The sequence below is a fragment of the Mesorhizobium sp. GW821-FHT04C10 genome, from assembly GCF_059420305.1.
In genome coordinates this window covers 4,368,633-4,381,271 of sequence record NZ_JBWKTL010000001.1, presented here as the reverse complement: position 1 = coordinate 4,381,271, position 12,639 = coordinate 4,368,633, and the positions used below count along the sequence as shown (strand labels likewise).

16 protein-coding genes are annotated in these 12,639 nt (G+C 61.5%); 2 read left to right on the top strand and 14 right to left on the bottom strand.

Annotation, left to right across the window (positions count from 1 at the left end; all coding sequences use genetic code 11):
* Window positions 1-3: 3 nt before the first annotated feature.
* The 7 genes from AC07UC_RS21210 to AC07UC_RS21180 form a co-directional block, all read right to left on the bottom strand.
* Window positions 4-771: a DeoR/GlpR family DNA-binding transcription regulator gene (locus AC07UC_RS21210; RefSeq protein ID WP_027044602.1), complete on the bottom strand. Its 768-nt coding sequence runs from the start codon at window positions 769-771 to the stop codon at window positions 4-6.
* Window positions 772-889: 118 nt separating this feature from the next.
* Window positions 890-2,305 (bottom strand): pyridoxal phosphate-dependent decarboxylase family protein, encoded by a 1,416-nt coding sequence (locus AC07UC_RS21205; protein WP_494907318.1) that lies wholly within the window; start codon window positions 2,303-2,305, stop codon window positions 890-892.
* A gap of 212 nt (window positions 2,306-2,517) precedes the next feature.
* Window positions 2,518-3,249, bottom strand: coding sequence for a proteasome-type protease (locus AC07UC_RS21200; RefSeq protein ID WP_140773457.1), 732 nt, complete (start codon window positions 3,247-3,249; stop codon window positions 2,518-2,520).
* Between the two features lie 31 nt (window positions 3,250-3,280).
* Window positions 3,281-4,072: a transglutaminase family protein gene (locus tag AC07UC_RS21195; RefSeq protein ID WP_494907316.1), complete on the bottom strand. Its 792-nt coding sequence runs from the start codon at window positions 4,070-4,072 to the stop codon at window positions 3,281-3,283.
* A gap of 7 nt (window positions 4,073-4,079) precedes the next feature.
* Entirely contained in the window at window positions 4,080-5,021 is a 942-nt protein-coding gene (locus AC07UC_RS21190; RefSeq protein ID WP_140773455.1) for an alpha-E domain-containing protein, read from the bottom strand.
* 134 nt (window positions 5,022-5,155) lie between these two features.
* Window positions 5,156-6,568: a circularly permuted type 2 ATP-grasp protein gene (locus tag AC07UC_RS21185; protein ID WP_494907315.1), complete on the bottom strand. Its 1,413-nt coding sequence runs from the start codon at window positions 6,566-6,568 to the stop codon at window positions 5,156-5,158.
* 170 nt (window positions 6,569-6,738) lie between these two features.
* Window positions 6,739-6,975, bottom strand: coding sequence for an Lrp/AsnC family transcriptional regulator (locus tag AC07UC_RS21180; RefSeq protein ID WP_010909609.1), 237 nt, complete (start codon window positions 6,973-6,975; stop codon window positions 6,739-6,741).
* Window positions 6,976-7,226: 251 nt separating this feature from the next.
* Here AC07UC_RS21180 and AC07UC_RS21175 point away from each other — a divergent pair, with 251 nt between their 5' ends.
* The gene (locus AC07UC_RS21175; RefSeq protein WP_494907314.1) at window positions 7,227-7,646 is read left to right on the top strand and encodes a DUF4864 domain-containing protein; all 420 of its coding nucleotides are present in this window, start codon (window positions 7,227-7,229) and stop codon (window positions 7,644-7,646) included.
* Between the two features lie 4 nt (window positions 7,647-7,650).
* Here the strand turns inward: AC07UC_RS21175 and tgt are convergent, their stop codons facing one another.
* From tgt to coaD, 7 genes are all read right to left on the bottom strand, one after another.
* Entirely contained in the window at window positions 7,651-8,781 is a 1,131-nt protein-coding gene (tgt, locus tag AC07UC_RS21170; RefSeq protein WP_494907313.1) for a tRNA guanosine(34) transglycosylase Tgt, read from the bottom strand.
* The gene (locus AC07UC_RS21165) at window positions 8,774-9,043 is read right to left on the bottom strand and encodes a hypothetical protein (protein WP_140773449.1); all 270 of its coding nucleotides are present in this window, start codon (window positions 9,041-9,043) and stop codon (window positions 8,774-8,776) included. The genes tgt and AC07UC_RS21165 overlap by 8 nt, the downstream gene beginning before the upstream one ends.
* A complete protein-coding gene (gene queA, locus AC07UC_RS21160) occupies window positions 9,033-10,121 on the bottom strand; it encodes a tRNA preQ1(34) S-adenosylmethionine ribosyltransferase-isomerase QueA (RefSeq protein WP_494907312.1) in 1,089 nt (362 codons plus the stop codon). The genes AC07UC_RS21165 and queA overlap by 11 nt, the downstream gene beginning before the upstream one ends.
* Window positions 10,121-10,570, bottom strand: coding sequence for a DMT family transporter (locus AC07UC_RS21155; protein WP_056576832.1), 450 nt, complete (start codon window positions 10,568-10,570; stop codon window positions 10,121-10,123). Before AC07UC_RS21155 ends, queA begins: the two co-directional genes overlap by 1 nt.
* A 12-nt stretch (window positions 10,571-10,582) precedes the next feature.
* Entirely contained in the window at window positions 10,583-11,095 is a 513-nt protein-coding gene (locus tag AC07UC_RS21150) for a peptidylprolyl isomerase (RefSeq protein WP_202322263.1), read from the bottom strand.
* A gap of 30 nt (window positions 11,096-11,125) precedes the next feature.
* Window positions 11,126-11,620, bottom strand: a complete 495-nt coding sequence (locus AC07UC_RS21145; protein ID WP_446720333.1) for a peptidylprolyl isomerase — start codon at window positions 11,618-11,620, stop codon at window positions 11,126-11,128.
* A gap of 109 nt (window positions 11,621-11,729) precedes the next feature.
* Window positions 11,730-12,230: a pantetheine-phosphate adenylyltransferase gene (gene coaD / locus AC07UC_RS21140; protein WP_056576824.1), complete on the bottom strand. Its 501-nt coding sequence runs from the start codon at window positions 12,228-12,230 to the stop codon at window positions 11,730-11,732.
* A 193-nt stretch (window positions 12,231-12,423) separates the two neighbouring features.
* Here coaD and AC07UC_RS21135 point away from each other — a divergent pair, with 193 nt between their 5' ends.
* On the top strand, window positions 12,424-12,576 hold the full coding sequence (locus tag AC07UC_RS21135) for a hypothetical protein (protein WP_081294748.1): 153 nt from the start codon (window positions 12,424-12,426) through the stop codon (window positions 12,574-12,576).
* Window positions 12,577-12,639 lie beyond the last annotated feature (63 nt).

Genomic DNA, 12,639 nt, shown 5'->3' with positions numbered 1-12,639 from the left:
GCCTCAGCCAAGCGACGTCTCGATCAGCTGGACTTCGGCCTCCTGGCAGATCTTGCGCACCGATGCGATGTCGCAACGATCGGTGATGAAGGTGTTGACCTGTGACAGGTGGCCGATACGCACCGGCGCCGTGCGTTCGAACTTGGTCTGGTCGGAGACCAGGATGACGTGCCTGGCATTGGCAATGATCGCCTGCGCCACCTTCACCTCGCGAAAGTCGAAATCCAGCAAGGCGCCATCATGGTCGATGGCCGAAGCGCCGATGACGGCGTAGTCGACCTTGAACTGCCGGATGAAATCGACCGCGGCTTCGCCGACGACGCCGCCGTCCGAGCCGCGCACGACCCCGCCCGCGATCACCACCTCGATCGAAGGATATATGCGCATCCTGTTGGCAACATTGATGTTATTGGTGATGACCATGAGGCCGTTATGATCGAGCAAAGCCTTGCTGACCGCCTCCGTCGTGGTTCCGATGTTGATGAACAGCGAAGCATTGTCGGGAATCAGCCTTGCCGCGGCGCGGCCGATCGCTTCCTTCTCGTCCGCCGCGATCTTGCGCCTCGCCTCATACTCCATGTTCTCGATCCCGGAAGGGAACAAGGCGCCGCCATGGATGCGCGAAAGCAGCCGCTGGTCGCAGAGATCGTTGAGATCCTTGCGAATGGTCTGCGGCGTCACATTGAAATGAGTGGCCAGGTCGTCGACCAGCACACGGCCATGGTCCTTGGCCATCTGGATGATCTCGGCATGGCGCGGAGACAGATACATAAGGCAAGCTCCCGTTTTCGTTTTTCCTGTCTATAGACGAAAGCGAAAGCCATGAAAAGGCATAAGCCGGCTAACGGAAATTACCTGATCACCAAGACAAAGCCGAAACGCAACGCCATCAAGGCTGGATCACGCCATTCCTGGCGATTTCGGTGATGATGGCAAAAGCCGCGTCGACGTCACCAGCGGTCGTTTCGAACTGGCCAACCTGGAACCGTATTGCCACCTGGCCGTCCACCCTCGTCTGCGTCAGGTAGATACGGCCATCGTCGTTGATCGCATTGACCAGCCGCAGATTATGCTCGTCAGCGCTTGATGTCGTTTTGTGCCGAAACGAAAACAGTGACAACATCGGTTCGCTGACGATCTCGAAATCCGGCTCTCCTGCCAGCCGTGCGGCAAGCCCCTCGCTCCACGCGACATGGTTGCGGATCATTGCGCGCAGGTTCTGCAGCCCGTGAGCGCGCAGCAGGAACCACAATTTCAAGGCGCGGAAGCGCCGGCCGAGCGGCACCGACCATTCGGAATAGTTGATGATGCCGTCACGTCCGTGCGTCTTGAGGAATTCGGGCTTGATCGCCAGCGTGCGCACCAGGTCTTCTGGCTGCCGCAAGAACTGGATGGAGCAGTCGAACTGCGCGCCCAGCCATTTGTGCGGGTTGAAGACGACAGAATCCGCCTGTTCGACGCCGGCCCAGAAATGACGATACTCCGGGCAGATCATTGCCGACCCGGCCCAGGCGGCATCGACATGCAAATAGAGCCCATGCCGGCGCGCCACACCGGCGATCGCGGCGATATCGTCCGTGCCGCCGATGCTGGTTCCACCGACGCTGCCTATGATGCCGGCAGGCAGCATTCCAGCCGCACGATCAGCGACGATTGCCGCTTCCAGAGCTGTCGCATCCATGGAGCGGAAACGGCCGCTGACGGGAATGCGCACCAGATTGTCCTCGCCGATGCCCGAAACCCATATCGCGCGGTCGATCGAAGTATGCACCTGATCCGAGGAATAGACGCGCAGCCGTGCCTGGTCGGACAATCCCTCTTTGTTGCCTTGCCAATCCAGCGCCCGCTCGCGCATGGTCAGCACCGCATTGAGTGTCGCCGACGAGGCCGAATCCTGGATCGCGCCGGAGAACTCTTCGGGTAGGCCGAGTGCCTGGCGCATCCAGTCGACGGTGCGTGTTTCGAGTTCGGTCGCAGCCGGCGACGTCTGCCAGAGCATGCATTGCGCGGCCATCGCCGACACCAGATACTCGGCGACCACCGAGACCGGCGCCGCGTTGGCCGGGAAATAGGCGAAGAAGCGCGGATGCTGCCAGTGCGTCATCCCCGGCACGATCTTCTCCTCGAAGTCGGCGAAGATCCTGTCCATCGGTTCGGCGTCTTCGGGCGGAGAGGCTTCGATGCTCCTGAAAATGTCGCCCGGATCGACCAGCGGCCGCACCGGCCGCTCGCGCAGTGAATTGCGATAGTCGGCGCCCCAGTCGGCGGCACGCTGCGACCACTGCCGGAACTCGTTGTTGTTCATCCTGTCCTCCCGACATGATCGCAAATCCGGCACTCTTGGCCCGGCTCTCGAATTCCGCCATTAATTACATGTGAAATAGATGCAGCACTATCGCCTGCCGTGCCGCGCCCTGAAGCACATCGCATTTGATCGGATCGACGGCGATGCGTTTTAGGTCCTTGTTTTCATGCATGTCGTTTGCCCAAAACCGGAGCCGCTTTGGGCGACATGCATTAGCCCGGGAAATCCGGCAGGCTGGCAAAAGCCGTCTTCAACGCATTCGACCAGCCATCGGAGATCGTGCGGTAATACTGGTCGTCCTGACCGATCCGCTTCTTCAGGCCAACCTTGAAAGTATCCTTCTCCAGGAACAGCAGGTCGAGCGGCAAGCCCACCGACAGGTTCGATTTCAGCGTCGAATCGAACGACACCAGGAGCAGCTTCACCGTCTCGGCCAGGCTCATGGTCCGCTCATAGGCGCGAATGATGATCGGCTTGCCATATTTGGTCTCGCCGATCTGAAAGAACGGCGTGTCGTCGGTCGACTCGATGAAATTGCCCTCGGGATAGATCATGAACAGCCGCGGCGGACTGCCCTTGATCTGCCCGCCCAGGATAAAGGAGGCATTGAAATAGGAATCGGCCTTCTCGCCGGCCGGCGAGGATTGCGCGATCACCTCCTTGACCGTGTCACCGACCAGCCGCACCGTCTGGTACATGGACGGCGTGTCCAGGAGTTTCTCGTGACGATCGCCGACCGCCTTCGTACGCTCGTCGAGCAGGCTGACCACGGCCTGTGTCGTCGCCAGATTGCCGGCCGACATAAGCACGATGACGCGTTCGCCGGGCTGCTCCCAGACATGCATCTTCTTGAAGGTCGAGATCGAATCCATGCCGGCATTGGTACGCGTGTCCGACATGAACACGAGCCCGCGATCGATCTTCAGGCCGACGCAATAGGTCATGGAATCTCTTCTGGCACTAATCCTTGCGGGATTACTGCTCTACCGTGACGGTGACCGCAAGCTGTTCTTCCGCCTGCCCCAGCCGAATTCCCGATACCGGCGAGGCATCGCGGTAGTCGCGGCCGGTGGCCACCTTCACATAGCGTTCGTCGGGAGAAATACCGTTGGCGGGGTCGAAGGCGACCCAGCCGAGGCCCGGGACATGCGCCTCGGCCCAGGCATGGCTTGCCGCTTGTTCGACGGCATCCATCATCAGATAGCCGCTGATGTAGCGCGACGGAAATCCCATGGCGCGCGCGGTGGCGGCAAAGATATGGCTGTGGTCCTGGCAAACCCCGGTTTTTAGCGCCAGCGCCTCTTCAGCCGGCGTTGTCGCATTGGTGGTGCCCGGCGTGTAGGCGACGCGCTCGCCGATCATTGCCATCAGCCGATGCAGCCTTTCGATATCGGTGCCCGCACCGACCGCTTCGGCGAGAACGCGAATGCCGCCGCCTATGGTGGTCAGCGGTGTCTCCTGTGCAAACAACCACAGCGGCGCGAAGCCGTGATGCGGCCCGCTAACGCCTGACGTGTCGCGCGTCACCACCTCGCCAGAAGCCTCGACCGTGATGAAGTCATGGTCACCCTCGACGCTCAACAGTCGGGTGTCGTTGCCGTAGTGGTCGGTAAATCGCACTTCCTCGCGCGCACCCTCCACCTTCAGCGCCCATGACAGCACTGTCTGTGTCTGCCCACTCACCGGCAGCAACCGCAGCCGCTGCAGCAGATATTGCACCGGCGCGTCATAGCGGTATTCGGTCCGGTGCGTGATCTTGAGCCTCATGGCTTCCTCAATAAAACCGGTAATCCTGCGCGATCTCGTCGCCGAGCCTGGTGTTGTCGCGAATGAAGTTGGCCAGGAACTCATGCAGGCCGGCATCAAAAATGTCCTTGATCGACCCTGCCCTCAGCATGGTCTGCGTCTTCTCCGCCGTTGCGTGGCAGGCGTGACGCTCGCCGTAATCGTCGCTGAGGAACTTCAGATGCTCGGACAGGAAGCGGTAGCAGAAAGTCAGCGAACGCGGCATGCGTACGTTGAGGATCAGGTAGTCGGCGATGTTGGTCGGCTTGTAGTCGGCATCATAGACCCAGCGGTAGGAGCGATGCGCCGACACCGAGCGCAGGATCGATTCCCACTGATAGTTGTCGAGGGTCGAGCCAACCCAGGAGATCGACGGCAGCAACACATAATATTTCACATCGAGGATGCGTGCTGTGTTGTCGGCGCGCTCGACATAGGTGCCGAGTTGCGAGAAGTCGAAGATTTCGTTGCGCAGCATGGTGCCGTAGAACGAACCGCGGATCAGCGCCGTCTCGCGCTTGATCGCATCGAGCACGCTTGGCAGGTCGCGCTCGTCGATCGGCCTCGCCAGCATCCGCTTCAGCGACATCCAGGCTTCGTTGATGCTTTCCCAGGTCTCGCGCGTCAGCGCGGTGCGAACCATGCGGGCATTGTTGCGGGCCGTCTCGATCGACGACATCGTGCTCGACGGGTTCGAGGTGTCGCGCAGCAGAAAATCGGCGACGTTCGCGGCCGTGTAGTCCGAGTACTTCTGCGTGAAAGTGACATCCGAGCCGGCGCTGAGCAGAACCGAGTTCCATTCCTCCGACGCGCTTTGCGTGCGCGTCAGCGCCATGCGCAGCCCGGCATCGACCAGCCGCGCCATGTTTTCGGCCCGCTCGATATAGCGGTTCATCCAGTAGAGCCCGTTGGCGGTGCGGCCGAGAAGCATGGAATGGCCCTTCGGGCTAGTGAGTAGGGAACAGTGAGTAGTCCGTAGCAAATAGTTGAATTTCAATGGAATATGGCATGCGTTTCCCCTCTACAGCTGACCACTCACTACTGACTATTCCCTACTCACTCATCTCAATCATCCAGCACCCAGGTATCTTTCGTTCCGCCGCCCTGCGAGGAATTGACCACCAGCGAGCCTTCCTTCAACGCCACGCGCGTCAGGCCGCCCGGCACGATCTGGATGCGGTCGGAAACCAGCACGTAGGGCCTGAGGTCGACATGGCGCGGCGCCAGCCCCTTGTCGGTCAGGATCGGACAGGTCGACAGCGCCAGTGTCGGCTGGGCGATATAGTTGGTAGGCTTCGCGGCCAGTTTCTTCGCGAACGCCTCGCATTCCTTCTTGGTCGCCGCCGGGCCGACCAGCATGCCGTAGCCGCCGGACCCGTGCACTTCCTTGATCACCAGTTCGTGGATGTGCTCGAGCACATATTTCAGGCTGTCCGGCTCGGAACAGCGCCAAGTCGGGATGTTGCCGAGGATCGCCTTGCGGCCGGTGTAGAATTCGACGATCTCGGGCATGTAGGAATAGATCGCCTTGTCGTCGGCGATACCGGTTCCCGGCGCATTGGCAATGGTGATGTTGCCGGCGCGGTAGACATCCATGATGCCGGGTATGCCAAGGGCCGAATCCGGCCGAAAGGTCAGCGGGTCGAGGAAGGAATCATCGACGCGGCGATAAAGCACGTCGATCTGCTTGTAGCCCTCCGTCGTGCGCATCGCGACATGGCCGTCGACGACGCGCAGATCCTGCCCCTCGACCAGTTGCACGCCCATCTGGTCGGCAAGGAAGGCGTGCTCGAAATAGGCCGAGTTGAAACTGCCTGGCGTCAGCACCGCGATGGTCGGCGCGCCCTTGGTGCTCTGCGGCCGCACCGCCGCCAGCGACTGGCGCAGCAGCTGCGGGTAGTTCTCGACCGGCCGCACCTTGATCTTTTGGAACAGCTCGGGGAACAGCTGCATCATCGTCTCGCGGTTCTCCAGCATGTAGGAGACACCCGACGGTGTGCGTGCATTGTCCTCCAGCACGTAGAATTCGTCCTCGCTGATGCGCACGATATCGACGCCGATGATATGAGTGTAGACGCCGGCCGGCGGCCGCACCCCGATCATCTCCGGCAGGAAAGCCTCGTTCCTGGCGATGAAGTCCCTAGGGACACGGCCAGCGCGCAGGATCTCCTGACGATGGTAGATGTCGTCGAGGAAGGCGTTCAGCGCCTGCACACGCTGCTCGATGCCTTGCGTCAGGCGGCGCCACTCATTGCCTGAAATGATGCGCGGAACGATGTCGAAGGGAATAAGTCTCTCGGACGCCTCTTGCTCGCCGTAGACGGCAAAGGTGATTCCGGTTTTGCGAAAGACGCGTTCGGCGTCCTGCATCTTCTCGGTAAGCCTGGCTGGATCCTGCTCCTTCAGCCAGCGGTCATAAGCCGAATACGGTCTTCTCAATCCGGAGACTTCCGGAAGCATTTCATCGAACGCTGCCAATCGCATACTCCCCTGTGACGCCATTTCACTGGCGTCGCCGGAGAAAATCAAGCGTAATCGGTGATTTGGGAGATCCGGGCGATCAGTATGTCGCGCCTGCCTAAAATTGAGGCAGCTGAAATACGGCCTTGATCAGGCTTTGCCTCGCGCCCGGGCACATGCATTCCCGGCTAGAAGGCGCGAAACGTGACGACCGTGAACGTGTCCTTGATGCCGGGGAGAATCTGCACCTTCTCGTTGACGAAGTGGCCGACATCTTCCTCATCGTCGACATAGAATTTGGCGAGCAGATCGTAATTGCCGGCGGTGGAGTAAATCTCCGAGGCGATCTCGGCATCGGCAAGCGCGCTGGCAACCTCATAGGATTTGCCCAGCTCGCATTTGATCTGCACGAAAAACGCCTTCATGGCTTCGTCCCGCTAAACGTCCAAGTCCAAGCGGCCCTTCTGGCAGACTGGAGCCGGCCTTTCAAGCATTGGAATCCGTACTTAGCCGACACTGGCACTGGCCGCGGCCTCGCGCAGCGCCGCAACCGGCATGACATTCCGGTGGCGAATATTCGCGATCGGTGAAACCGGGATGCATCGCCAAGCGTATGTTATCGTGGGTCTCGGACATCATTTTGAGGGACCATTCCGAGGAACGACGGAGACAGGCCATGCGCCGCGCCTTTTTCGCATTCGCAGTCATTCCATTCATCTTCATATCCTCGGCCTTTGCCGGCGATGCCGAAATCAAGGCTGGCCAGGCTGTCATCGACGGTCAGTTGAAGGCGCTGCTGGCCGATGATGGCGCCAAGGCCTACAGCTTCGCCGCCCCGAACGTGAAGCAGGTGTTCCCGACCGTCGATGCCTTCATGAACATGGTGACCAATGGCTACCCGCCAGTACTCAAGCCACAGTCCTATGCCTTCGGCAAGGTCGAGCAGACAGGCCCGGGCTCGATCATCCAGCAGGTGCTGATCGTCGGTCCCGACGGCAAGGATTATGAGGCGGTCTATACGCTGCAGCAGCAGCCCGACGGCACGTTCCAGATCACCGGCTGCAGCCTGCGGGCATCGAACTCGTTGAGCACCTGAGGTCTTACAGGACGGGGATGTCGCCCCTCGCCCAGCCCTCGGTGATCTCGGCCCCACGCGTCTCGAAACTGCCGGTCTCGATCCCGGCGCGAATGTCCTGCATCAGCTTCTGGTAGTAGGAAAGATTGTTCCAGGTGAGCAGCATCGCGCCAAGCGCCTCCTGCGAGCGCACGAGATGATGCAGATAGGCGCGCGAATAATCCCGCGCTGCCGGGCAGTCGCTTTCCTCATCCAGCGGGCGCGGGTCGTCGGCATGGCGCGCGTTGCGCAGATTGACCTTGCCGCGCCTTGTGTAGGCAAGGCCGTGCCGGCCGGCTCGCGTCGGCATGACGCAATCGAACATGTCGATGCCGCGCGCCACCGATTTCAGGATATCGTCAGGCGTACCGACACCCATGAGATAGCGCGGCTTGTCGTCAGGCAGTTCCGGACAGGTGATGTCGAGCATTTCGAGCATCACCGCTTGCGGCTCGCCGACGGCCAAGCCGCCGACCGCATAGCCCTTGAGATTCATCGCGCTCAGCGCCTGCGCCGAGCGCACCCTGAGCGCGGCGTTGTCGCCGCCCTGCACGATGCCGAACATCGCCTTGCCGGGCTGATCATCGAACGCCACCTTGCAGCGCTCGGCCCAGCGCAGCGACAGCTCCATCGCGCGCTCGATCTCCTTCAATTCAGCGGGCAGCGCCGTGCATTCGTCGAGCTGCATCTGGATATCGGAATCAAGCAGGCCTTGAATCTCGATCGAACGCTCCGGCGACATCTCGTAGGCTGCGCCATCGATATGCGAGCGGAAGGTGACGCCTTTTTCGGTCAGTTTCCTCAGCTTCGACAACGACATCACCTGAAAACCGCCGCTGTCGGTCAGGATCGGATGCGGCCAGCGGGCGAATTCATGCAGGCCGCCGAGCCGCGCCACGCGCTCGGCGCCCGGCCGCAGCATCAGGTGATAGGTGTTGCCCAGGATGATATCGGCGCCGACGCCGCGCACCTGGTCCATGTACATGGCCTTGACGGTGCCGCCGGTGCCGACCGGCATGAAGGCCGGCGTGCGGATTTCGCCGCGCGGCATGTCGATGACACCGCGCCGCGCCTTGCCGTCGGTCGCCAGAACCTTGAAGCTGAACGGCTTAGCCATTGAATTCCTTGTCATGAACCGGCGCGTCAGGCGCCTGCCTGTCGAGCGACTGGCGGTATTGCACGCAGCCGCGCATGAATTTTGGCCAGGGCGGCACGGCGATCGATGGCTCGGTCTTTTCAGGCAGCAGGTCCCACAAATCCGGGTGATGCCAGCAGAGATCATGGCCTGACGTGTCACGATGCGCGCGAATGCCGGCGCGCAGCTTTTTGACTTCGGCGATCAGGCCTTCACGATCGAGGGTTTGCAGATCATCGTCCATCGCTCATCTCCGCTCGATAAAGCAGGCTTGCGTCTCCATAGGAGTAGAACCTGTACCGGTTCGCAATGGCATGCGCATAGGCGGCACGCATCGTATCGAGACCGCTGAAGGCCGAAACCAGCATGAACAGCGTCGAGCGCGGCAGATGGAAATTGGTCATCAGCATGTCGGCCGTGCGAAAGCGGTAGCCGGGCGTGATGAAGATGTCGGTTGGGCCGGACCAGGCAGGCACCGTACCATCTTCACGCGCGGCACTCTCCAGCAGACGTAGCGAGGTCGTGCCCACGGCTATGATGCGCCCGCCCCTCGCCTTGGCCGCGTTGAGCGCGTTGGCAGTCGCCTCACTGACCGAACCGATCTCGGCATGCATCTTGTGGTCGGCGGTGTCGTCGGCCTTCACCGGCAGGAACGTGCCGGCGCCGACATGCAAGGTCACGAAGTGGCGCTCGACCCCCCCGGCGTCGAGAGCAGCAAAAAGCTCCGGCGTGAAATGCAGGCCGGCGGTAGGGGCGGCAACGGCGCCTTCCTCCCTTGCATAGATCGTCTGGTAGTCGGCCAGGTCGCGCTCGTCGTCATCGCGCTTCGAGGCGATGTAAGGCGGTAGTGGAATGTGGCCGACGGCGTGCAGCGCTTCGTCGAGGAAAGGCCCCGACAGGTCGAAGCCGAGCAGCGCCTCGCCGCCCTCGCCCTTCTCGATCACCGTGGCGTCGAGCTGGCCGAGGAAACAGGAATTGCCGTCATGACCGAACTGGATGCGGTCGCCGGCGGCGATACGCTTGCCTGGCCGCATGAAGGCCAGCCAACGGTCCGGCGCAACGCGCATATGCAGTGTCGCTTCGACCTGCGCCGCCGCTTCGCCGCGCCGCCTGATGCCTTTGAGTTGCGCCGGAATGACCTTGGTGTCGTTGAACACCAGCACATCGCCGGCCCTGAGCAGGGATGGCAGGTCGCCAACCGCCCGGTCTTCAAGCTCTTCGCCCGGCTTGACCACCAGCATCTTGGCACTGTCGCGCGGCTCTGCCGGGCGGAGCGCGATGCGCTCTTCCGGCAGGTCGAAATCAAAGAGATCGACGCGCATCAGTAGAGCCGGACGAGCAGCGCTCCGACCAGCAGCAGCACCGCGCCGGCGACCCGGCCGAGCGAGATCTCGCGCACCGCGACGCCAAGGAAGCCGACGCGATCGATAAGCATGCCGGCCAGCAGCTGGCCGGCCACCAGGAACGCCATCAAGGCGGCGGCCCCGATGCGCGGCGTCAGGATTGTGGAGAGCGTGACATAGAAGCCGCCGAGCATGCCGCCGGCGACGAACAGCCACGGCGCCGGCGCCTTCCAGTCGAGCGAGATGCCTTGCAGCTTCACCACCGTGACGGAGATGATGCCAAGCACGATGGCGCCCGACAGGAACGAGAAGGCAGCAGCCGCGACCGGGAGACCCAGGCCGCGCGCCAGCTGCGAATTGATCGGGGCCTGAATGGCAATGAAGGCGCCGGACAGGATGCCGAGAAGCGACCAGACGACGCCCATCATTGTCGTTTCGCCTTACTTGACGTCGGCCGCGACCTTCAGCGACACGATCTTGTCGGGATCGACCACCGGCTCGCCGCGCTTGATCTTGTCGACATTGTCCATGCCTTCGATGACCTGGCCCCAGACCGTGTACTGGCGGTTGAGGAAGGCGGCGTCGTCGAAGCAGATGAAGAACTGCGAGTTGGCCGAGTTCGGGTTCTGCGAACGGGCCATCGAGCAGGTGCCGCGGCCATGGTTGGCGTTGGAGAACTCGGCCTTCAGGTCCGGCTTGTCGGAACCGCCCATGCCCGCGCGCGAAGGAGCAAAGGTCGGCTTGCTCGAATTGCCGAACTTCACGTCGCCGGTCTGCGCCATGAAGCCGTCGATGACGCGGTGGAAGACCACGCCGTCATAGGCGCCTTCCCTGGCCAGTTCCTTGATGCGGGCGACATGGCCGGGAGCCAGGTCGGGGAAAAGTTCGATGACGACCTTGCCCTTGGTCGTTTCCAGGATGAGCGCGTTCTCGCGGTCCTTGATCTCAGCCATGTCAGATATCCTTTTTCTCAAAAAACAGAATTACTTGTCCGCGGCGATGCGCACCTTGATCATTCGGTCAGGGTCGGCGACCGTACCGTTGTCGGCCTCGTCACCCTTCTTGATCTTGTCCACCAGTTCCATGCCGCTGACGACGTTGCCGACGATGGTGTACTGGCCGTCGAGCGGCGGCGCCGGCGCGAACATGATGAAGAACTGCGAATTGGCGGAGTTCGGATCCTGCGAGCGGGCCATGCCGACCACGCCGCGCTTGTAGTGCTCGGTCTGCGAGAACTCGGCCGGCAGGTCGGGCAGGTCCGAACCGCCGGTGCCGACGGCTTGCGAGTTGAAACCCTTTTTCATGTTGCCGAACTTGACGTCGCCGGTCTGCGCCATGAAGCCGTCGATGACGCGGTGGAAGGCGACATTGTCATAGGCATGGTCACGCACGAGCTTCTTGATCTGCGCGACATGCTTGGGCGCCAGGTCGGGCCGCAGCGCGATGGTGACGTCGCCGTCCTTCAGCGTGATGATCATGGTGTTTTCGGGATCTGCGGCATAGGCGGAAACGGAAGCGGTCAAAAGACCGGCGAGCACGACAAGGAACGAGGCGAGCCTTTTCAGCTGCATGTGTTTTCTCCGAGGCTTATTTCGCGAATTTGGCGGTGAGCGCGCCAGCAACTGCCGCCGGCACGAAGGGGCGGATGTTGCCGCCCATCGAGGCTATCTGCCGTACAAGTGTGGCGGTAATGGTGCGTACCGACGGGCTGGCGGGCAGAAAGACCGTCTGCAATTCAGGTGCCATGGTCTCGTTCATGCCGGCCATCTGCATCTCGTAGTCGAGATCGGTGCCGTCGCGCAGGCCGCGGATCATGATCGAGGCGCCCTGCTTCCTCGCGGCATCGATGACAAGCCCGTCGAAGGCCACCACCCTGATGCGGGCGCCATCGCTGCCAAATTCGGCTTTCGTGGCAGCTTCGATCAACTGGACCCGTTCCTCGAAGGAGAACAGCGGCTTCTTGCCGGGATGAATGCCGATCGCGGCATAAACGATGTCGGCAACCGCCAGCGACGCCTTCAGCACATCGAGATGGCCGTTGGTCAGCGGGTCGAAGGAGCCGGCATAAAGGGCGATGCGTTCGGTCATGGCGGAGCTTCTAGCGAGCCTCTCTCACAAAGGCAAATCCGATTGGCGGGCGGGTCGTGAACCTTTTCCGGCGCATGAACGACAGATGAACACGCTGATCACCAAGCCTTCACGCAGCGTTCACTAGATTGCACCTTAATAAGATGAAACCAAAATCCCATATACCCGTTGTAAGGCGCAGGAGAACACGCAAATGCTGATCTACATGCTCGCCACCGCAATGACCGTCGCCATGCTGATCGCCACCGTTTTTGGGCTGCATCAGGAGGCACAACGCGTCCGCGTCAAGGCAACCGTCAAGCGCTTCGAAGGCTTCGGCCCGCGCAAGCCGTATCGTCACTACTAAGTCATTCCAGACTTGCTGCCGCGCCGGCCAAATGGGCCGGCGTTGCTATGTCAAAAACCGGTC

Bases quoted from the DNA above. Each gene is read 5' to 3' on its own strand.
- AC07UC_RS21210 (WP_027044602.1), bottom strand. From the start codon at position 771: ATGTATCTGTCTCCGCGCCATGCCGAGATCATCCAGATGGCCAAGGAC.
- AC07UC_RS21190 (WP_140773455.1), bottom strand. From the start codon at position 5,021: ATGCTTCTCGGCCGCACCGCCAACGGGCTCTACTGGATGAACCGCTAT.
- tgt (WP_494907313.1), bottom strand. From the start codon at position 8,781: ATGGCTAAGCCGTTCAGCTTCAAGGTTCTGGCGACCGACGGCAAGGCG.
- AC07UC_RS21205 (WP_494907318.1), bottom strand. From the start codon at position 2,305: ATGAACAACAACGAGTTCCGGCAGTGGTCGCAGCGTGCCGCCGACTGG.
- AC07UC_RS21150 (WP_202322263.1), bottom strand. From the start codon at position 11,095: ATGGCTGAGATCAAGGACCGCGAGAACGCGCTCATCCTGGAAACGACC.
- queA (WP_494907312.1), bottom strand. From the start codon at position 10,121: ATGCGCGTCGATCTCTTTGATTTCGACCTGCCGGAAGAGCGCATCGCG.
- AC07UC_RS21200 (WP_140773457.1), bottom strand. From the start codon at position 3,249: ATGACCTATTGCGTCGGCCTGAAGATCGATCGCGGGCTCGTGTTCATG.
- AC07UC_RS21180 (WP_010909609.1), bottom strand. From the start codon at position 6,975: ATGAAGGCGTTTTTCGTGCAGATCAAATGCGAGCTGGGCAAATCCTAT.
- AC07UC_RS21145 (WP_446720333.1), bottom strand. From the start codon at position 11,620: ATGATCATCACGCTGAAGGACGGCGACGTCACCATCGCGCTGCGGCCC.
- coaD (WP_056576824.1), bottom strand. From the start codon at position 12,230: ATGACCGAACGCATCGCCCTTTATGCCGGCTCCTTCGACCCGCTGACC.
- AC07UC_RS21155 (WP_056576832.1), bottom strand. From the start codon at position 10,570: ATGATGGGCGTCGTCTGGTCGCTTCTCGGCATCCTGTCCGGCGCCTTC.
- AC07UC_RS21135 (WP_081294748.1), top strand. From the start codon at position 12,424: ATGCTGATCTACATGCTCGCCACCGCAATGACCGTCGCCATGCTGATC.
- AC07UC_RS21195 (WP_494907316.1), bottom strand. From the start codon at position 4,072: ATGAGGCTCAAGATCACGCACCGGACCGAATACCGCTATGACGCGCCG.
- AC07UC_RS21175 (WP_494907314.1), top strand. From the start codon at position 7,227: ATGCGCCGCGCCTTTTTCGCATTCGCAGTCATTCCATTCATCTTCATA.
- AC07UC_RS21165 (WP_140773449.1), bottom strand. From the start codon at position 9,043: ATGGACGATGATCTGCAAACCCTCGATCGTGAAGGCCTGATCGCCGAA.